Here is a 19,799-nt window from a genome sequence, read left to right as displayed (position 1 = left end):
CCAAGTATTCTGCTGGGATTAGCCGGCGGGCGCCAGCGGCCTCATGCAAACAACATGAGCGCCGCGTTTGTCAGGTCTCAGTCGAGCTTGTCCGGCGGCGGCAGTCGCTCCGGCCTGGCCGCTGCCGCCGGCCCTGGCGCGGGCATTTCGCCTTCTGCCGGCACCAGCTTGTATTCCTGGCCGTTCAGGTTCTTGAGGTAGACCTCCATCTGCCGGAACGAGATGTGGATGTGCTCTTTCTTGAATTCGCGGTTGATGAAGCGGTTGACCTCGTCGATCACCGGGTTGCGGTCGCCCAGGTCGCGCACGTGCATGCGCAGTTCGTGGTCCAGGCTGCTTTCGCCGAAGTTCAGGAAGAACACGTGGGGCTCGGGGTCCTTGAGCACCCGCGGGTTGTCCTGGGCGGCCTTGAGCAGCAGCTCCTTGACCCGGTCCAGGTCCGAGCCGTAGTCCACGCCGAGCTTGAGGGTCACGCGGGTGACGGTGTCGGTCAGCGACCAGTTGATCAACTGTCCGGTGATGAAGGTCTTGTTCGGGACGATGATGTCCTTGCGATCGAAGTCGGTGATGGTGGTGGCGCGGATGCGGATCTTGCTGACCGTGCCCGACAGGGTGCCGATGGTGATGGTGTCGCCGATCCGCACCGGACGCTCGAACAGGATCATGATGCCGGAGATGAAGTTGGCGAAGATTTCCTGCATACCGAAACCGAGGCCCACCGACAGCGCCGCCACCAGCCATTGCAACTTGTCCCAGCTCACGCCCAGGGTCGAGAGGGTGGAGACGAAACCGATGCCGGAGATGATGTAGGACAGCAAGGTGGTGGTGGCGTAGGCGCTGCCCTGGGCCAGCTCGAGCTTGGACAGCACCAGTACTTCCAGCAGGCCCGGCAGGTTGCGCGCCAGGGCGAAGGTGATACCGATGATCGCCAGGGCACCGATGACGTTGCCGATGCTGATCGGCACCATGCTCATGGTCGCGCCGGTGCCGCTGGTGTATTCGTAGAGGGTGATGTTGTCCAGGTAGGAGAACACGCTGATCAGGTCCGACCAGACCCAGTACAGCGCCGCGACGAAGCCGCCGAGCAGGGCCAGGCGGATCAGGCGCATGGATTGTTCGTTGACCTGTTCGATGTCCAGGGTCGGCTCTTCGATCACCGGCTCGCCGTCGCCGGCCTCCTTGGCCGCCTGGCGTTTGCTCAGGGCGCGCTGGTAGGCCAGGCGCCGGGCCGCCACCGCCAGGCCGCGCGCGAAGGTCGCCTCGATCACCAGCCACAGCATCAGCAGGTACAAGGTCTCGATCAGCCGGTCGCTGAGTTTCAGCGCGGTGTAGTAGTAGCCGAAGCACACGGCTATAAACAGCGCGATGGGCATGGCGGTGAAGAGCACGCCGATCAGTTTGCGGAACAGCGAGGCGCTGCCGTGGTTCGGGGTGCCCAGCAGCAGGCGACTGAGCAGCCAGGCCATCAGGCTGTAGCAGGCGAGGACCACGGCGATACCCAGCACGTCGTCGGCCAGCGAGGCCGGTTGCAGCTCGGCCACGGAGACGATGGCCACCAGCGCCAGGACCACGATGCCGAGTCGGCGAATCCAGCCCCGGAGAAATTCGACCTGGGGTTTTTCCCAGCGGAAATGCAGTTCGGCCACACCGCCCGGCGCGAGAATCCGGTAGGCGGTGTAGAACACCAGCCAGGCCAGGGATATCTGCAGCAGCGCGGCGCCGAGGCTGGCGTTCTGGCCGCGGGCGTCGATCTGCAGGGCATAGCCGCACAGGGCCAGTGCCAGGGCGATCGGCATCGCCAGCGCGATGTTGACCAGGAGCGCCAGCGGTGTGTGCCACTGGCTGTCGCGTTTGAAGTGGCCGATGTCCTTGTGCACCTTGCTCAGGCGCGCATACAGCGACTTGCGCCGCCACAGCAGGGCGCCGATCAACAGCAGCAAGGGCAGGAACAGCAGCGGGCGTTGTACCAGGCCGTCGGTCAGCTCACTGAAGCTGGAGGCCCAGGGCAGGGTGGTCACCTGTTTTTGCAGGCGTGCCGGGACGCTGGAGATCCATTCCGGGTCCAGCGGCTTGTTGCTCGGGATCCAGAACATCTGCTCGTCCAGCGTCGCGCGCAGGCTCTGGGCGGTGCTGAGCAGTTGCTTCTGGTTCAGTTGCAGGGTGATGGATTCGTTGAGCAGGGCACTCAGTTCGCGGTTCAGGCGCTCCAGCAGGTCGCTGCGGGTCACGACCAGGTCCAGCAGGGTCTTGCGCAGTTGCGCATTGACCTGATCCGGCGGCTGGTTCGCCAGCAGGCTGTCCACGTAGGTGGCCGGGCTGCTGATCAGCTCCCGCTGCTGGTTGACCTCGAACTGGTAGAGGCGGATATCGGCGATCTCGTCGGCCAGGTCCTTGTCCACCTGCAGGCGCGGCAGCGCCTGTTTCTGCTTGTAGAGGATCTTCGACAGCAGCAGGCTGCCCTTGAGCACGCTGATCTGTTCGTCCAGGGCCTGGTCGCTCTGGGTCACGCTGTCGAGCTGCTGTTTGGTCTGCAGGTTCTGCTGGGTCAGCTCGTTGAGGCGGTCGGTGCTCTTGAGCAGGTAGTCGGAGAGCTTGAGGTTGGTGGCGCTTTCGGTGGCCAGCACGCTGCTGTCACCGGCCTTCTGTGCTTCGATGGATTGCTGGGTGACGGTCTGCTGGGACTGGGCCAGGCGCTTCTGGTTGATCAGCGACTGCATGTCCTGGATTTCCTGCTCCAGGCGCGCGGTCTTTTCCATCAGCAGGTCGTGCTGGCTGTTGCCCAGGTCCTGCAACTGGCTGTTGCCGGCCAGTTCCTGGCGGCGCAGCAGGATCAGCGCGTTGATCGAGGCCTGCTCGGCATTCAACTGGTTGCGCTGGTCGGCGTTGAGGGTCTTGCCGTTGTCCTTGCCCAGCTTGAGGATGCCGTTGATCTGCTGGATGCGGGTCTGGCTGTTGCTGATTTCCGACTGCGCGCGCTCGGGGCGGGTCTGGGCGGTGATGATCAGGGTGTTGGCATCGGCCAGGGCTTTTTGCAGGTCTCCCTGTTGGGCGGTGCGCTCGGTGAGCGATTGTTCGAGCTGCGGGACCGACTGGTTGGCATAGCGCTGGGCCACCGGTACCACCTTGGTGACCTTCAGGCGCGCCAGCTCGCGCTGGTTTTCGACGGTCTGGCGCGGCGCGTCGGCGACTTGCTGCTTGGTCGCGGTCAGGCGCTTTTCGTAGTCGTCCTGGCTCGACAGCCAGGTCAGCGTCTGCTGCAACACGAGTTGCAGGGCTTTCTGATCGGCGTCGGGCAGCTTGCGCTCGGCGATCTTGTCCAGGCTTTGCTGGACCGATTCACGGGTAGGCGGTTCGGCCGCTTGCAGGGCGCCGACGGAAAGGCTCAGGCCCAACAAGGCCGTGACAAGAAAAGTGCGCAAGAAAGACATAGGTACCGGTCAAGCAGCGTAAAGAAAGTGGGCAGTTTAGAGGAAGAGACCCGGACCCGGGCGACTTCCTTCGGGGAATCTGACGCCGACTTTGGCGATCTTGTTCCCGTCCATGACGGCGACGGTCCAAAGTGTGTTGTTCCATTCCACCTGGTCGCCGACGATCGGCGCGCCCCCGACCTTGTGGGCGATGAAGCTGCCCAGGGGGGTATTCGGGTCCACGCCTTCGAGTTTCAGGCCATAGAGTGCCGAGACCGCGCCCAGCTGGGCGTCGCCTTCGAGCACGAAGTCGCCGAAGAAGCGCAGATCCAGCCCGCGCTGCGGCGCCTGGCTGAAGAGCTTGCCGAGGGCCGGCAGGTTGTGTTCGTGACCGATCACACAGAGCAGGTCATCGACTTCCAGAGTGGTACTACCCGACGGATGGAGCAGTTGCTGGCCGCGGAACAGCGCGGCGATGCGGGTGCCTTCGGGCATTTTCAGCTCGCGCAGGGCGGCGCCGATGCACCATTTTTCAGCCCCCAGGCGATAGATGAACAGCTCCCATTCGCTGGTGACATGCACTTCCAGGGCGGAGCGGGAGATGGGCGCGGGTTCCGGCGGGACCGTGACTTTCAGCAGCTTGGCCACCCACGGCAGGCTGGTCCCCTGCACCAGCAGCGAGACCAGCACGATAAAGAACGCCAGGTTGAAGTACAGCTGCGCATGGGGCAGGCCGGCCATCAGCGGGAACACCGCGAGAATGATCGGGACCGCGCCGCGCAGGCCAACCCAGGAAATGAAGGCCTTCTCCCGGCCATGGAAGGCCCTGAACGGCAGCAGGCCGAGCAGCACCGACAGCGGGCGGGCGAACAGGATCATCCACAGGGCCAGGCCCAGGGCCGGCAGGGCGATGGGCAGCAGGTCATGGGGCGTGACCAGCAGGCCCAGCACCAGGAACATGCCGATCTGCGCCAGCCAGGCCATGCCGTCGAGCATGTGCAGGATGCCGTGGCGGCTGCGCACCGGGCGGTTGCCGATCACCAGGCCGCACAGGTACACGGCGAGGAAGCCGCTGCTGTGCAGGGCGTTGGCCAGGGCGAAGACCACCAGGCCGCCGCTGATCACCAGGATCGGATACAGGCCGTTGGCCAGATTGATGCGGTTGACCAGTTGCAGCATCAGCCCGCCGCCGGCCAGGCCGATGATGGCGCCGATGCCGAATTCGCGAATCAGGTGGCCGAGCAGGCTCCAGTGCAGGCCGGTCTCGCCGCTAGCGAGCATGTCGATCAGGGTCACGGTGAGGAATACCGCCATCGGATCGTTACTGCCGGACTCGATTTCCAGGCTGGCGGTTACCCGTTCGTTCAGGCCCTTGCCGCCCAGCAATGAGAACACCGCCGCGGCGTCTGTCGAGCCGACGATGGCGCCGATCAGCAGGCCCTGGATGAGGTTCAGGTTGAACAGCCAGGCGGCGGCCATGCCGGTCAGGCCGGTGGTGATCAGCACCCCGACGGTGGCCAGCGACAGCGCCGGCCAGAGCGCCACGCGGAAACTCGCGACCCGCGTGCGCAGGCCGCCGTCGAGCAGGATCACGGCGAGGGCGAGGTTGCCCACCAGGTAGGCGGCGGGGTAGTTGTCGAAGATGATGCCGCCGCCGTCGACGCCGGCGGTCATGCCTACGGCCAGGATGATCACCAGGATCGGGATGCCGAGGCGCGAAGACAGCGAGCTCACCAGAATGCTTGCGCCTACCAGCAACGCGCCGATCAAGAACAGGCTGTTGATGGTCGTCGCATTCAAAGGCAGTACTCCAGGAAAGCAGGAAAGGCTGGGCGCGGACTGATCCATGCAGTCTGCGTGCCAGCGATTCTAACCTGTTGAAATGTGCCGCTGTCAAAAGCTTTGGGATTGAGTCGATCGATGAGCGTTATCGGGTTGTGGCGAGCGGGCTTGCCCGCTCGCCACAGGTCGTGCAGTCAGGGGTCAGAACCACTCGTCCTGCATGGCCAGGCAGGTGTCGTCACGGCTTTCCAGAATCGCCAGTTCATGATGGCAACCCGGTACTTCCCAGGTGAGGAAGTAGCGCGCGGCCTGCAGCTTGCCCTTGTAGAAGGGCAGGTCCGCCGGATTGTCCCTGGCCAGCCCTTCTTCGGCCCGGACCGCCTGTTCCAGCCAGCGCCAGCCGATGACCGTATGCCCGAAGGCCTTGAGGTACAGCGCCGAGTTGGCGAGGCTGCTGTTGACCTTGCCCTGGGCCAGGTCGGTCAGCAGGCCCAGGGTCACGCTCTGCAGGCGCGCCACCAGCGCCTCCAGCGGCTGGCGCAAGGCATCCAGCGAGGTGTGCGCGGCGGCCCGTTGCGCCGTGTCGGCGATCAATCGAATCAACTGCTTCAGCCCGGCCCCGCCGTTCTGCGCCAGTTTGCGCCCCAGCAGGTCGAGGGACTGGATGCCGTAGGTGCCTTCGTGAATCGGGTTCAGCCGGTTGTCGCGGTAGTACTGCTCCACCGGGTATTCGCGGGTGTAGCCGTGGCCGCCGAGGATCTGGATCGCCAGCTCGTTGGCCTTCAGGCAGAACTCCGACGGCCAGGATTTGACGATGGGGGTCAGCAGGTCGAGCAGCTCGTGGGCCTGCCGGCGTTCCTCCTCGGACGCCAATGTGCTGGTGTCATCGAACAGGCGCGCGGCGTACAGGCCGAGGTCGAAGGCGCCTTCGACGTAGGCTTTCTGGGTCAGCAGCATGCGCTTGACGTCGGCGTGCTGGACAATCGAAACCGGCGCGGTGGTCGGGTCCTTGCTGTCGGGCAGGCGGCCCTGCGGGCGTTCCCGGGCATACTCCAGGGAATACAGGTAGCCGGCATAGCCGAGCATGACCGCGCCCATGCCGACGCCGATCCGTGCTTCGTTCATCATCTGGAACATGTAGCTCAGGCCATGGTGCGGCTTGCCCACCAGATAGCCGACACAGTTGCCGTTATCGCCGAAGTTCAGCGCGGTGGAGGTGGTGCCGCGCCAGCCCATCTTGTGGAACAGCCCGGCCAGCAGCACATCGTTGCGCGGGCCGAGGCTGCCGTCGTCGTTGACCAGGAACTTGGGCACGATAAACAGCGAAATGCCCTTCACCCCGGGCGGGGCGTCCGGCAGCTTGGCCAGGACCATGTGCACGATGTTTTCCGACAGCGGATGGTCGCCGCCGGAGATGAAGATCTTGTTGCCCTTGAGTCGGTAGCTGCCGTCGGCGGCGGGTTCCGCGCGGGTACGGATATCGGACAGCGAAGAGCCGGCGTGGGGCTCGGTCAGGGCCATGGTGCCGAAGAAGCGCCCGTCGATCATCGGTTGCAGGAAACGGCGCTTTTGCTCGTCGCTGCCGAAACTCTCGATCAGGTTCGCCGCGCCCATGGTCAGGAACGGGTAGGACGTGGAGGCGGCGTTGGCCGACTGGAAGTGGGCGAAGCAGGCCTGGGACAGCAGGGTCGGCAACTGCATGCCGCCCGCCTCGAAGCTGCGCGCGGCATTGAGAAAGCCGGCCTCCAGGAAGGCGTCGACGGCCGGCTTGACTTCCGGGATCAGGATGGCCTCGCCGTTTTCGTAGCGCGGTTCGTTTTCATCGTTCTTGCGGTTGTGCGGGGCGAAGAACTTTTCGGCGAGGGTGCGGGCGGTACCGATAGCTGCATCGAAGGTTTCCCGGGAATGCTCGGCGAATCGCTCGCGCTGGGTCAGGCCCTCGGCATCGAGGACTTCGTACAGCTCGAAAGCCAGATTGCGGGAACTGAGCAGCATCTCGGACATGGCGGCCTACCTGTTGGGGAGTGGGCCGAGTCTAGGCGGCTGAATAAGTGGTGCCTAGCAAGATTGATGTGGGTGATGGAGGGGCAGAACGCAAGGAAGGTGTGCCCGGGGTTGGCCGGGCACCTGGTGGGTGCCCGGCCGGTATGGCCTTAACCGATCGTCATCAGGCTGGCGTTACCGCCCGCCGCCGCGGTGTTGACGCTCAACGCCCGCTCGATCACCAGGCGTTCCAGCGCAATGCCGGTTTCACCCTGGGACAGGCCATGCACGCCGACAATGGCGCCGTTACGCTGGGCGACCTGCTGGCAAACGCCACGCAACTGGTCGGAATGACCGTGGTGCAGCACCGCATCGAACGCCACCTCGTCCTTGCTCCAGTCGGCCACGCGGCGGATGCGCGCCTGCACCTCTTTCGGCAAGCGTGCGTAGAGCGCCTTGGCCGCTTCGCCTTCCGGCCAGACCGCCGAGCCGCCCACGGCCAATACCGCTGCCAGTTGCGTCAACAGGTCGCCTTCGATCTCCGCCAGGCACAGCACATGCTCGCGCGGCAGGATGGCGTAGCTGTTGCGCTCGCCCGTCGGACCGTTGAGTACGCGGGTAATACCGCTTTGCGACTGCGCGGCGAAGGTCACGCACAGCGCACCGAGGTCTGCCAGCTTCTGGCTGTCGGCCCAGGCCTGCAGGGCGTTGAGCGGCTTGAGCAGCGTTTCGCGCAGGCGGGCATCCGGTGCGACCAGGAGGTCGCCGCGGGCGAAGGCCTGTTCGATGGCATCCGTCGGTCGAGTCGACAGCAGGCGATACAGGTACAGCGGCCCGCCGGCTTTCGGCCCGGTGCCGGACAGCCCTTCGCCACCGAACGGTTGCACGCCGACCACGGCGCCGACGATGTTGCGGTTCACATAGACGTTACCGGCGTGGACATTGTCGATCACCTTGGCAATGGTCTCGTCGATGCGGGTGTGCACGCCGAGGGTCAGGCCGTAGCCGGACGCATTGATCTGCGCGATCAGCTGGTCGATGTCCTTGCGCTTGTAGCGCACCACGTGCAGCACCGGGCCGAAGATCTCCCGCTGCAGTTCGTCGAGGCTTTCCAGTTCGATCAGGGTCGGCATGACGAAGGTGCCGCGCTTGCATTCCTCGCCATCGGCGATGGCCATCTGATAGACCGTGCGGCCTTTGTCGCGCATCGCCTGGATATGTTTCTCGATGCCGGCCTTGGCCTCGGCATCGATCACCGGGCCGATATCCACCGACAGGCGTTCCGGGTTGCCCAGGCGGCTTTCGGCCATGGCGCCCTTGAGCATTTCGATCACGCGGTCGGCGGAGTCCTCCTGCAGGCACAGGACGCGCAGGGCCGAGCAGCGTTGGCCGGCGCTGTCGAAGGCCGAGGACACGACATCGATCACCACCTGTTCGGTCAGCGCCGAGGAGTCGACGATCATCGCGTTCTGCCCGCCGGTTTCGGCGATCAGCGGAATCGGTCGGCCCTGGGTGTCCAGGCGACCGGCGACATTGCGTTGCAGCAGGCGCGCCACTTCGGTGGAGCCGGTGAACATCACACCCTTGACCCGTTCGTCACCCACCAGGCGCGCGCCGACGGTTTCACCACGGCCTGGCAGCAGTTGCACCACGCCTTCGGGGATTCCGGCCTCGAGCAGCAGGCGCACGGCCTGGGCGGCGATCAGCGGGGTCTGTTCGGCGGGCTTGGCGAGTACCGGATTGCCGGCGGCCAGTGCTGCGGCCACCTGGCCGCTGAAGATCGCCAGCGGGAAGTTCCACGGGCTGATGCACACCACCGGGCCCAGCGGGCGGTGGGCGTCGTTGCTGAAATCGTTGCGCGCCTGCACCGCGTAGTAACGCAGGAAGTCCACGGCTTCACGCACTTCGGCGATGGCGTTGGCGAAGGTCTTGCCGGCCTCGCGGACCAGCAGGCCCATCAGCGGCTGGATCTCGCCTTCCATCAGGTCGGCGGCGCGCTCCAGGATCGCCGCACGTTCGCTCGGCGGAGTGGCCTGCCAGATCGGCGCGGCGTTCAGTGCGCACTGCACTGCGTTGTCGGCGTCCTCGGTCGTGGCTTCCTGGACATAGCCCACCAGGTCGCGATGGTCCGAGGGGTTGAGCACCGGCGCCGGCGTTTCGTTGCTGGCAACGCAGCCCAGCAGCGGCACGGCTTTCCAGTCGTTGTGGGCGCTGGCCAGCAGCGCGCAGGAGAGCGACGCCAGGCGATGTTCGTTGGCCATGTCGATGCCGGCGGAGTTGGCCCGGTCGCGACCATAAAGGTCGCGCGGCAGGGGAATGCGCGGGTGCGGCAGGCCGAAGCCGCCTTCCAGGGTCGCCATCTGCTCGATGCTGGCCACCGGATCGGCCACCAGTTCCTGAATCGAGATCGACTGGTCGGCAATGCGGTTGACGAACGAGGTGTTGGCGCCGTTTTCCAGCAGGCGGCGGACCAGGTACGCCAGCAGGGTTTCGTGGGTGCCGACCGGGGCGTACACGCGGCACGGACGGTTCAGCTTGCCTTCGGAAACCTTGCCGACCACCTGTTCGTAGAGGGGTTCACCCATGCCGTGGAGGCACTGGAATTCGTACTGGCCCGGGTAATAGTTCTGCCCGGCGATATGGTAGATGGCCGACAGGGTGTGGGCGTTGTGGGTGGCGAACTGCGGGTAGATGACTTCCGGCACCGACAGCAGTTTGCGCGCGCAGGCGATATAGGACACGTCGGTGTACACCTTGCGGGTATAGACCGGATAACCCTCCAGGCCTTCGACCTGGGCGCGCTTGATTTCGCTGTCCCAGTACGCGCCCTTGACCAGGCGGATCATCAGGCGATGACGGCTGCGGCGAGCCAGGTCGATCACGTAGTCGATCACATACGGGCAGCGTTTCTGGTAGGCCTGGATCACGAAGCCGATGCCGTTCCAGCCGCTCAGCTGCGGTTCGAAGCACAGGCGTTCCAGCAGGTCCAGGGACAGTTCGAGGCGGTCGGCCTCTTCGGCGTCGATGTTCAGGCCGATGTCATATTGCTTGGCCAGCAGGGTCAGCGCCAGCAGGCGCGGGTACAGCTCGTCCATCACGCGCTCGTACTGGGCGCGGCTGTAGCGCGGGTGCAGCGCCGACAGCTTGATGGAAATGCCCGGGCCTTCGTAGATGCCACGACCGTGGGAAGCCTTGCCGATCGAATGGATGGCCTGCTCGTAGGAGCTCAGGTATTTCTGCGCGTCGTGCTCGGTCAGTGCCGCTTCGCCGAGCATGTCGTAGGAGTAGCGGAAGCCCTTGGCTTCGAACTTGCTGGCGTTGGCCAGGGCTTCGGCGATGGTTTCGCCGGTGACGAACTGCTCGCCCATCAGGCGCATGGCCATGTCCACGCCCTTGCGGATCATCGGCTCGCCGCTCTTGCCGATGATGCGGCTCAGGGAGGAGGTCAGGCCGGCCTCGTTGTGGGTGGCGACCAGCTTGCCGGTCAGCAGCAGGCCCCAGGTGGCGGCGTTGACGAACAGCGACGGGCTGTTGCCCAGGTGCGGTTGCCAGTTGCCGGTGCTGATCTTGTCGCGGATCAGGGCGTCACGGGTGCCTTTGTCGGGGATGCGCAACAGGGCTTCGGCCAGGCACATCAATGCCACGCCTTCCTGGGACGACAGGGAGAACTCCTGAAGCAGTCCCTGGACGATGCCGGCACGGCCGCCGGCGCTCTTCTGGTTGCGCAGCTTCTCGGCGATCGACGCGGCCAGCTTGTGGCTGGCTTCGGCCATCGGCGCCGGCAGGCGGGCCTGCTCCAGCAGCATCGGCACCACTTCCGGTTCCGGGCGGCGGTAGGCGGCGGTGATGGCGGCCCGCAGGACCGATTGCGGCAGGATGCTTTCGGCGAATTCCAGGAAGCACTGATGGGCGTGGTCGCTCGGGACGTCGCCGCCGTCTTCGGCGTCGCTACGGGGCGCGCCGTTGATTTCACCCAGGGTTGCACCGCTCTCGAGCTTTTCCAGGTAGTTGAAAATGGCTTGCTTGATCAGCCAGTGGGGCGTGCGGTCAATCGAGTGGGCCGCGGCCTTCAGGCGCTCGCGGGTCGGGTCGTCGAGTTTGACCCCAAGGGTGGTCGTAGCCATTTTCTTATCCTCATGGTTACCACGATCGCGTGGCATCAGCTGGCGGAAAGAGTAGCGCTGGCTCGATTGAGGTGCAACCGGGTGCAACCCTTTTTTTTCAGGAAAAAACGGCGGCAGATCAGGAATTATTTTCCCGTTTGGGTTTATGGCCTTTGGCCCGAGGTTTTCCGGGTGCCAAGGGTATCTCCCGCACTGAAAAGGGGCGGTAAAGCGTCGGAAAATACGCAAAATTCAATAGGTGCAACTTATTCCGGTGAAATGGGTTGCACCTTATTCGGCTTGTTGAATAGCATCCCACGCCGGAGTGCAACCTCCTACATGTCGTAGGTAGCGGCTGACGTTTTTCCTGAGGAAATATCGGTCATAAATGCCCGTCACGCTTTAAGCGTCTGACAGACATCATTCTTTGCGGCGGTCGGACTGCCGCTCAATAAAAACAATGCCAGGGATTTTTCAATGAGTGTAAGTAACCCAACCCTGATCACGTTCGTGATCTATATCGCCGCCATGGTGCTGATCGGCCTGATGGCTTATCGCTCGACCAACAACCTTTCCGACTACATTCTCGGCGGCCGCAGCCTCGGCAGCGTGGTCACCGCCCTGTCGGCCGGTGCTTCCGACATGAGCGGCTGGTTGCTGATGGGCTTGCCCGGGGCGATCTACCTGTCCGGCCTGTCGGAAAGCTGGATTGCCATCGGCCTGATCGTCGGCGCCTACCTGAACTGGCTGTTCGTCGCCGGGCGCCTGCGGGTGCAGACCGAGCACAATGGCGATGCGCTGACCCTGCCGGACTATTTCTCCAGCCGCTTCGAGGACCACGGCGGCCTGCTGCGGATCATTGCGGCGCTGGTGATCCTGGTGTTCTTCACCATCTACTGCGCGTCGGGGATCGTCGCCGGGGCGCGTCTGTTTGAAAGCACCTTTGGCATGTCCTACGAAACGGCGCTGTGGGCCGGTGCGGCGGCGACCATCGCCTACACCTTCATCGGCGGTTTCCTGGCGGTCAGTTGGACCGACACCGTGCAGGCCACCCTGATGATCTTTGCGCTGATTCTCACGCCGATCATCGTGCTGCTGGCTACCGGTGGCGTCGACACCACTTTCCTGGCCATCGAAGCCAAGGATCCGGCCCACTTCGACATGCTCAAGGGCACCACCTTCGTCGGTATCCTTTCGCTGATGGGCTGGGGCCTGGGCTACTTCGGCCAGCCGCATATACTGGCGCGCTTCATGGCGGCGGATTCGGTCAAGTCGATCGCCAAGGCCCGGCGCATTTCCATGACCTGGATGATCCTGTGCCTGGGCGGCACCGTGGCGGTGGGCTTTTTCGGCATTGCCTACTTCTCGGCGCATCCCGATGTGGCCGGTCCCGTGGGCGAGAACCACGAGCGGGTGTTCATCGAGCTGGCGAAGATCCTCTTCAACCCGTGGATCGCCGGCGTGCTGCTGTCGGCGATCCTGGCGGCGGTGATGAGCACCCTGAGCTGCCAGTTGCTGGTGTGCTCCAGCGCCCTGACCGAAGACTTCTACAAGACCTTCCTGCGTAAATCGGCTTCCCAGCTGGAGCTGGTCTGGGTCGGTCGCGCCATGGTCCTGCTGGTGGCGCTGGTGGCCATTGCCCTGGCGGCCAATCCGGAAAACCGTGTCCTGGGCCTGGTGAGCTATGCCTGGGCCGGCTTCGGTGCGGCGTTTGGCCCGGTGGTGCTGATCTCGGTCATCTGGAAGGACATGACCCGCAATGGCGCCTTGGCCGGGATCCTGGTCGGTGCGATCACCGTGATCGTCTGGAAGCACTTCAATCTGCTGGGGTTGTACGAAATCATCCCGGGCTTCCTGTTTGCCAGTATCGCAATCTATGTCGTCAGCCGGATGGGCGCGCCTTCGGCGCTGATGCTGCAGCGTTTCGCCGCGGCGGAGCAGCAGTTCCGCCAGGAACACTGATCGGGAGGGGCTGAGGCCCTGACCCCCAGGTGATCAGAAAACGGCCCGTCTCCCTGGAGGCGGGCCGTTCCGGTTCAGGCGCGTAGCGCTTGTTGCAGGTCCTCGAGGATGTCCTCGATCGCCTCGATGCCGACGGACAGGCGAATCATTTCTGGTTTCACGCCGGCCTTGGCCTGTTCGGCTGCGTTCATTTGCCGGTGGGTGGTGGAGGCCGGGTGGCAGGCCAGGGACTTGGCGTCGCCGATATTCACCAGGCGCTTGAAGATCTGCAGCGCATCGTAGAAACGCACCCCGGCTTCATAGCCACCCTTGAGACCGAACGAGAGGATCGCCGAAGGCTTGCCCTTCATGTACTTGAGCGCCAGCTCATGGTGCGGGTGGTCCGGCAGGCCGGCGTAACTGACCCAGGCGACTTGCTCGTGAGCCTTGAGGAACTGCGCCACCTTGATCGCGTTGTCGGTATGCCGTTCCATGCGCAAGGCAAGAGTTTCCAGGCCTTGCAGCAGCAGGAAGGCGTTCATCGGCGCCAGTGCCGCGCCGGTATTGCGCAGCGGCACTGTCCGGGCGCGGGCGATAAAGGCCGCCGGGCCGAATTTTTCCGTATAGACCACACCGTGATAGGCGGCTTCCGGGGTGTTCAGGCCGGGAAACTTTTCCGGGTAGTCGGCCCAGGGGAAGGTCCCGGCATCGACAATTACCCCGCCCAGGGCGTTGCCGTGGCCACCGACGTACTTGGTCACCGAGTGCACGACGATGTCGGCGCCGAACTGGATCGGCTTGCACAGGATCGGCGTCGCCACGGTGTTGTCGACCATCAGCGGTACGCCGCGGGCGTGGGCCACCTCGGCAAAGCGCTGGAGATCGACGATATTGCCCGCCGGATTGCCGATGCTTTCGCAATAGACCAGCTTGGTGTTTTCGTCGATCAGCTCGGCGATGGCTTCGGCGGAGTCGTCGCGGGCGAAGCGCACCTCGACCCCGAAACTCGGCAGCAGGTGGGCGAAGAGGGTGTAGGTGCCGCCATAGAGCTGCGGCGTGGAGACGATATTGTCGCCGGCGCGGGTCAGGGCCTGGATCGCGTAGTGGATGGCCGCGCTGCCGGCGGACACCGCCAATCCGGCGATCCCGCCTTCCAGGGCCGCGAGGCGCTGTTCCAGCACGTCGTTGGTGGGGTTCATGATGCGGGTGTAGATATTGCCCGGTACGTCCAGGTTGAACAGGTCGGCGCCGTGCTGGGCGTTATCGAATTCGAAGGCGACGTTCTGGTAGATGGGCACGGCCACGGCCTTGGTGGTCGGGTCCGACTTGAAACCGTGATGGAGCGCAATCGTTGCGTCTTTCATAAAGTCTCGACTCAGTGAAATTCCATTAATGAGCACTGCCAGGCAGGTGCGGTCGCTTAATGGTCTCGTGTGTCTGAGTCGCCAATGACCTTGGGTTTCGTGCCCGTGGTCGGACCGCAAACCGGCGAGCCAGTGTCCGATACTGGCGCGCAATCGGCAAGTGACCTGGTTTAAGCCGGCTCGTTGTCCGCCTGATTGACGAAGATCAGTACGCCGAGGATCGCCATGTAGAACTTGAAGGCCGGCTCCTGGCCGTTCCAGGTCTGCGATTGCCACATCAGGAACCATTCGCCACCGACCACCATGAAGCCGAAGAACCAGACCAGGAAACCCACGGTTGCGCCGCTGACGACCCACCGCTTCGCCCGTTCGAAGGTGACGGCCTCGGCCTTGCGTGCTCGCCACAGTGACAGCGCACCATAGGCCAGCAGCGCGGCGGTCAGGCCTTCGCCGAAGATGATCAGCCAATAGGCGGCGTGCCAGAGGGCGGGGCTGGTGATCGCGCGGTACATCGCAGCGTTGTTCGGGAAGGTGGTGTCCATGCTCAGCACATGGCGGACAAAGGCAAAGTTGGAGCCGTAATCGGTGATGTTGTTGAAGGTGACCATGAAGGCGAAGGTCGCGAGGGCCAGGGTGAGGACAATCTTGGCGTGGCGGGTGGTCATTGCTCGGATCCTTCTTTCCGATAAGTGGGAAAACGACCTTATCACTGCACTGCCCTGGGAATATGTCAGACGCTTCCGACGCCTGCGGTGCGCTGCGACCTGACGTACGCCCGGGCACAAGGTAAACTTCGCCTCCTTCGCAGGAGTCGCCATGAACTACCGTCACGCCTTTCACGCCGGCAATCACGCCGACGTCTTGAAACACCTGGTCCTGACCCGCCTGATCGCCCTGATGGCGCGCAAGGAGCAGCCGTTCGCCTACCTCGACAGCCACGCCGGCATCGGCCTGTATGACCTCAAGGGCGACCAGGCCAGTCGCACCGGCGAATACCTGGAAGGCATTGCCCGGCTGTGGGGCGAGCAGGATCTGCCCGCCGTGGCCGCCGATTACATGCGGGTGCTGCACGAGATGAACCCGGATGGCGAATTGCGCTACTACCCGGGCTCGCCGGAACTGGCGCGGCGTTTGAGCCGTGCACAGGACCGTGTGTTGCTCAATGAAAAGCACCCGGAAGACGGCAAGTTGCTCAAGGACAACATGAAGGGCGACCGGCGCGTGGCGGTGCACCTGGGCGAGGGTTGGCACGTGGCGCGGGCGTTGCTGCCGGTGGTGGAGAAGCGGGCGGTGATGCTGATCGACCCGCCGTTCGAGCAGTTGGATGAAATGCAGCGTTGCGCCGCCTCGCTCAAGGAAGCCATCGGCCGCATGCGCCAGACGGTGGCGGCGGTCTGGTATCCGATCAAGGATCAGCGTGCCTTGAAGCGTTTCTATCAGGACCTGGCCGGCACCGGTGCGCCGAAGTTGCTGCGGGTGGAGTTGCTGGTGCATCCGCTGGACACGCCGGCGAGCCTGAACGGTTCGGGGTTGGCGATCGCCAATCCGCCGTGGGGGCTGGAGAAGGAGTTGCGCGAGCTGTTGCCGTGGCTGGCGCAGAAGCTGGGTCAGACCCAGGGTGACTGGCGGCTGGACTGGCTGATCGCCGAGTAGGTCGTGTCGGGACGCCAGGCTTTCCCGATGTTACGGACGCACCGGGATCTGTGGGAGCGGAGCTTGCCCGCGAAGCTTTTAGCGATCTCGCGGGCCTCTTCGCGGGCAAGCACCGCTCCCACAGTGGGGGTGGGGCGGTGAATCAGATCGGGCAGGTCACGCCCGTGCCGCGAATTCCGCAATAGCCTTCGGGATTCTTCGCCAGGTACTGCTGGTGGTAGGCCTCGGCGTAGAAGAAGGTCGGCGCTTCGTCGATTTCCGTGGTGATGGCGCCGTGGCCGGCCTTGCTCAGCTCGGCCTGGAACACCTGCTTGCTCTTCAATGCGGCTTCCAGCTGTTCCGGCTTGGTGGCGTAGATCACCGAGCGGTACTGGGTGCCGATGTCGTTGCCCTGGCGCATGCCCTGGGTCGGGTCGTGCAGTTCCCAGAACAGTGCCAGCAGCTCTTCGTAGCTGACGATCTCCGGCTCGTACACCACCAGCACCACTTCGCTGTGGCCGGTCAGGCCCGAGCAGACTTCCTCGTAGGTCGGGTTCGGCGTGAAGCCGCCGGCGTAACCCACCGACGTGCTGTACACGCCTGCGCGTTGCCAGAAGCGCCGTTCCGCACCCCAGAAACAGCCCAGGCCGAAGATGGCGAATTCCACGTTGCCGGGGAAGGGGCCCAGCAGCGGGTTGCCGTTGACGAAGTGTTTGTCCGGGACCGCCATCGGGGTTTCGCGGCCAGGTAGAGCTTGTTCTTTGGTTGGGAGCACGTTTTTGTTCACCAGTATTTCCGAGCGCAAGACCATGTCGCAGTCCTCTCAGTCAGGTTGGGATGAGCGATACAGAAAGATAGACCAACAGTGTGCCCGAGTGTTACAGAGCTGTCAGGCCAAAGGGCCGCGCGGGTAACGTTTGAGCTGCTCGATCAGTTCGAGGCCGGGGATGGGGCGGTCGAACAGGTAGCCCTGGCCGACGTCGCAGCGGTGGCGACGCAGGAAGGTCAGCTGTTCACAGGTCTCGATCCCTTCGGCCACCACCTTGATCTTCAGGTTGTGGGCCATGGCGATCACCGCGGAGGTGATTTCCATGTCGTCCTGGTTGTCCGGGATTTCGTGGATGAAGCTGCGATCGATCTTGATGATGTCGATCGGGAATTTCTTCAGGTAGCTCAGGGACGAGTAGCCGGTGCCGAAGTCGTCCATGGCCAGGGTCAGGCCGAGCTTTTTCAACTGGTCGAGTTGCTGGTGGGTGTCTTCGGTGGCCTCCAGCAGCAGGCCTTCGGTCAGTTCCAGCTCCAGCAGGCTCGGCGGTAGCTGCTCTTCCTTGAGGATGCTGGCGATGGAGGCCACCAGGTCCGGGTCGGAGAACTGCTTGGGCGAGAGGTTGATGGCCACCTGCAGGTTGCCCAGCCCACGCGCGGTCAGTTGCTTGCTCATGCGGCAGGCCTGGCGGGCGACCCACTTGCCGATCGGGATGATCAGGCCGGTTTCTTCCGCGACGCTGATGAACTGGTCCGGGCGGATCATGCCGCGTTCCGGGTGATTCCAGCGCAACAGCGCTTCCATGCCCAGCAGACGGCCGCTGCGCAGGCAGAGCTTGGGTTGATAGAACACGTCCAGTTCGTTCTGGGTCAGGGCGCGGCGCAGGTTGTTCTCGACGAACAGCTTGTAGCTGGCCTCGGCGTTCAGCGCCTCGGTGAAGACCTGGACCTGGTGCTTGCCGTTGGCCTTGGCCTTGTGCAGGGCCAGGCCGGCGTTGCGCATCAGGGTCTGCGGGTCGCGGCCGTGCAGCGGCGCGCTGGCCAGGCCCACGGAGCCGGTGACGCTGATCAGCTGGTTGTCGACGAACATCGGTTTGTCGAGGGTGATCAGCAGCTGGCTGGCGACCTGTTGCCCGGTTTCCAGGTCGGTGTCGTCCAGCAGTACCGCGAATTCGTTGCTGGCAAAGCGTGCCAGGCTGCCGCTGGGGCTCAGGCTGTTGCGCAGGCGCCGGGCCAGGCTGATCAGCAGTTTGTCGCCGGTCTGGTGGCCGAGGCTGTCGTTGATCCGCTTGAAGTTGTCGATGTCCACCAGCAGCAGGCTGATGGGCGAATCGCTGTCGCGGGCGAAGCGTTCGTCGAGGTTGCGGATGAAGGCCGGACGGTTGCCCAGGTTGGTCAGGTTGTCGGTGTAGGCCAGGCGCTCGATGCGCTGTTGCGCCAGCTTGGTCTGGGTGATGTCTTCGTAGATGCCGATGTAGTGGGTCAGTTCGCGGTTGTCGCCATAGACCTTGGAAATCGACAGCTGGCCCCAGTAGGGCTCCAGGTTCTTGCGCCGGCTCTTGAACTCGCCCTGCCAGCTGTTGCTCTTGGCCAGGCTCGAGGTGGCATCGAACAGCAGTTCGCTGAGATTCTCCAGGGCCGGCAGTTCGGAGAGCTTCTGGCCGTGGACTTCCTCGGTGCTGTACTGGGTGATGGCGGTAAAGCTGGGGTTGACGTATTCCACCACGCCTTCGCTGCTGACCAGCAGGAAGGCGTTGGCGCTCTGTTCCACGGCGCGTTGGAACAGGTGCAGGGCGCTGGTGGCGGCCCGTCGGTTGTGGTTGTTGATGACCTGGGCGAACTGGTCCGCCAGTTCGCCGGCAAAGGCGATTTCGTCGGACTGCCAGGCGCGGGTCTTGCCGCTCTGTTCCAGGCACAGCACGCCGACCACCTGGCCGTCGATGCGGATGCTGGCGTCGAGCATGGCGTTGGTGTCCCGGGGGCGCAGGCTTTCGGCCATCTCCCGGGTGCGCGGGTCGTGCATCGTGTTGTGGGCGTCAATGGCGCGGCTGGTGTGCAGGGCTTCCAGATAGTTGGGAAAACCGCTGACGTCGATGACATCCGGCAGCACGTATTGCTGGCGATCACGGTGATAGGCGCAGATCGGTACCAGGCGATCGCCTTCGAGGTTCCAGATGCTCGCACAGTCGATTTCGTAGATGTCGCAGGCGCAACGGGTGATCAGTTCGGCGGCTTCGAGCAGGGACTTGCCGGCGCTGTAGCGCTGGCGCGCCAGGCGCAGGATCAGGTCCTGCTGGGCGCGCACCCGGTCCAGGTGCAGCAACTGTTCCTGCTGGGCGCGCTGGTTCAGTTCCAGGGCGATCTGCAGGCGGCTGTTCTGGGTTTCCAGGTCGGCGGTCGGCAGGGTCGGCTCCTGGCCGACCAGGCCCTCGACCACCAGCAGGTAGCCGCGTAGCAGGTGGCGGTTGTGTTGTTTGTAGGCTTCACCGACTTCCAGCAGGCTCAGGGGGCCCTGGGTGGTGTGCAGGGTGTAGCGGATCAGGTAATGCGGGTTGTCGACCAATTGCTGCTGGATGGTGTCGTGCAGCCGGTAACGGGCTTCGGGCTCCATCAGGCTGGCATAGGGCGAACCGACCAGGGCACAGAGTTCGATGGCCGGGAGGCCGAACTGGCGCTCGCAATTGGGGTCGAGAAACAGCAGTGCCCAGCTTGCTTCATTCAGCCGTTCGAAACGCAGCATGCCGAGCCGCGAGGGCACCGGTAACTGCGTGACTACCTCGGCCGCCAATCTATTGGCGACATCGGGTTGGCTTTTCATTGAT

Annotated in this window: 10 protein-coding genes; 2 read left to right on the top strand and 8 right to left on the bottom strand. The window is 64.1% G+C overall.

Annotated features, from left to right (window positions below; genetic code table 11):
• Nucleotides 1–77 precede the first annotated feature (77 nt).
• The 4 genes from mscK to putA form a co-directional block, all read right to left on the bottom strand.
• Nucleotides 78–3,428, bottom strand: coding sequence for a mechanosensitive channel MscK (gene mscK / locus NUH87_RS14980; RefSeq protein ID WP_338526642.1), 3,351 nt, complete (start codon nt 3,426–3,428; stop codon nt 78–80).
• 36 nt (nt 3,429–3,464) lie between these two features.
• Complete coding sequence (locus tag NUH87_RS14975; RefSeq protein WP_338526641.1) at nt 3,465–5,207, bottom strand: potassium/proton antiporter; 1,743 nt, start codon at nt 5,205–5,207, stop codon at nt 3,465–3,467.
• Between the two features lie 183 nt (nt 5,208–5,390).
• Entirely contained in the window at nt 5,391–7,193 is a 1,803-nt protein-coding gene (locus NUH87_RS14970) for an acyl-CoA dehydrogenase (RefSeq protein ID WP_338526640.1), read from the bottom strand.
• Nucleotides 7,194–7,342: 149 nt separating this feature from the next.
• Nucleotides 7,343–11,296, bottom strand: a complete 3,954-nt coding sequence (gene putA, locus NUH87_RS14965) for a trifunctional transcriptional regulator/proline dehydrogenase/L-glutamate gamma-semialdehyde dehydrogenase (protein WP_338526639.1) — start codon at nt 11,294–11,296, stop codon at nt 7,343–7,345.
• 456 nt (nt 11,297–11,752) lie between these two features.
• Between putA and putP the strand changes: the two genes are divergently transcribed.
• On the top strand, nt 11,753–13,237 hold the full coding sequence (gene putP, locus NUH87_RS14960; RefSeq protein WP_338526638.1) for a sodium/proline symporter PutP: 1,485 nt from the start codon (nt 11,753–11,755) through the stop codon (nt 13,235–13,237).
• Nucleotides 13,238–13,311: 74 nt separating this feature from the next.
• Here putP and NUH87_RS14955 read toward each other — a convergent pair whose 3' ends face one another.
• Nucleotides 13,312–14,580: an O-acetylhomoserine aminocarboxypropyltransferase/cysteine synthase family protein gene (locus NUH87_RS14955; RefSeq protein WP_338526637.1), complete on the bottom strand. Its 1,269-nt coding sequence runs from the start codon at nt 14,578–14,580 to the stop codon at nt 13,312–13,314.
• A gap of 170 nt (nt 14,581–14,750) precedes the next feature.
• Complete coding sequence (locus tag NUH87_RS14950; protein ID WP_338526636.1) at nt 14,751–15,245, bottom strand: DUF2165 domain-containing protein; 495 nt, start codon at nt 15,243–15,245, stop codon at nt 14,751–14,753.
• 151 nt (nt 15,246–15,396) lie between these two features.
• Between NUH87_RS14950 and NUH87_RS14945 the strand changes: the two genes are divergently transcribed.
• A complete protein-coding gene (locus tag NUH87_RS14945) occupies nt 15,397–16,233 on the top strand; it encodes a 23S rRNA (adenine(2030)-N(6))-methyltransferase RlmJ (RefSeq protein ID WP_338526635.1) in 837 nt (278 codons plus the stop codon).
• A 142-nt stretch (nt 16,234–16,375) separates the two neighbouring features.
• Here the strand turns inward: NUH87_RS14945 and msrA are convergent, their stop codons facing one another.
• On the bottom strand, nt 16,376–17,023 hold the full coding sequence (gene msrA / locus NUH87_RS14940; RefSeq protein ID WP_338526633.1) for a peptide-methionine (S)-S-oxide reductase MsrA: 648 nt from the start codon (nt 17,021–17,023) through the stop codon (nt 16,376–16,378).
• A 78-nt stretch (nt 17,024–17,101) separates the two neighbouring features.
• Nucleotides 17,102–19,795, bottom strand: a complete 2,694-nt coding sequence (locus NUH87_RS14935; RefSeq protein WP_338526632.1) for a putative bifunctional diguanylate cyclase/phosphodiesterase — start codon at nt 19,793–19,795, stop codon at nt 17,102–17,104.
• Nucleotides 19,796–19,799 lie beyond the last annotated feature (4 nt).

Source organism: Pseudomonas batumici, assembly GCF_036585405.1.
Classification (GTDB): Bacteria; Pseudomonadota; Gammaproteobacteria; order Pseudomonadales; family Pseudomonadaceae; genus Aquipseudomonas; species Aquipseudomonas batumici.
This window is presented reverse-complemented; position numbering and strand designations above follow the sequence as displayed.

Excerpts from the sequence above, each read along its gene's own strand:
- mscK (WP_338526642.1), bottom strand. The coding sequence starts at position 3,428 with ATGTCTTTCTTGCGCACTTTTCTTGTCACGGCCTTGTTGGGCCTGAGC.
- NUH87_RS14970 (WP_338526640.1), bottom strand. The coding sequence starts at position 7,193 with ATGTCCGAGATGCTGCTCAGTTCCCGCAATCTGGCTTTCGAGCTGTAC.
- NUH87_RS14945 (WP_338526635.1), top strand. The coding sequence starts at position 15,397 with ATGAACTACCGTCACGCCTTTCACGCCGGCAATCACGCCGACGTCTTG.
- NUH87_RS14950 (WP_338526636.1), bottom strand. The coding sequence starts at position 15,245 with ATGACCACCCGCCACGCCAAGATTGTCCTCACCCTGGCCCTCGCGACC.
- NUH87_RS14955 (WP_338526637.1), bottom strand. The coding sequence starts at position 14,580 with ATGAAAGACGCAACGATTGCGCTCCATCACGGTTTCAAGTCGGACCCG.
- NUH87_RS14935 (WP_338526632.1), bottom strand. The coding sequence starts at position 19,795 with ATGAAAAGCCAACCCGATGTCGCCAATAGATTGGCGGCCGAGGTAGTC.
- putA (WP_338526639.1), bottom strand. The coding sequence starts at position 11,296 with ATGGCTACGACCACCCTTGGGGTCAAACTCGACGACCCGACCCGCGAG.
- msrA (WP_338526633.1), bottom strand. The coding sequence starts at position 17,023 with ATGGTCTTGCGCTCGGAAATACTGGTGAACAAAAACGTGCTCCCAACC.
- putP (WP_338526638.1), top strand. The coding sequence starts at position 11,753 with ATGAGTGTAAGTAACCCAACCCTGATCACGTTCGTGATCTATATCGCC.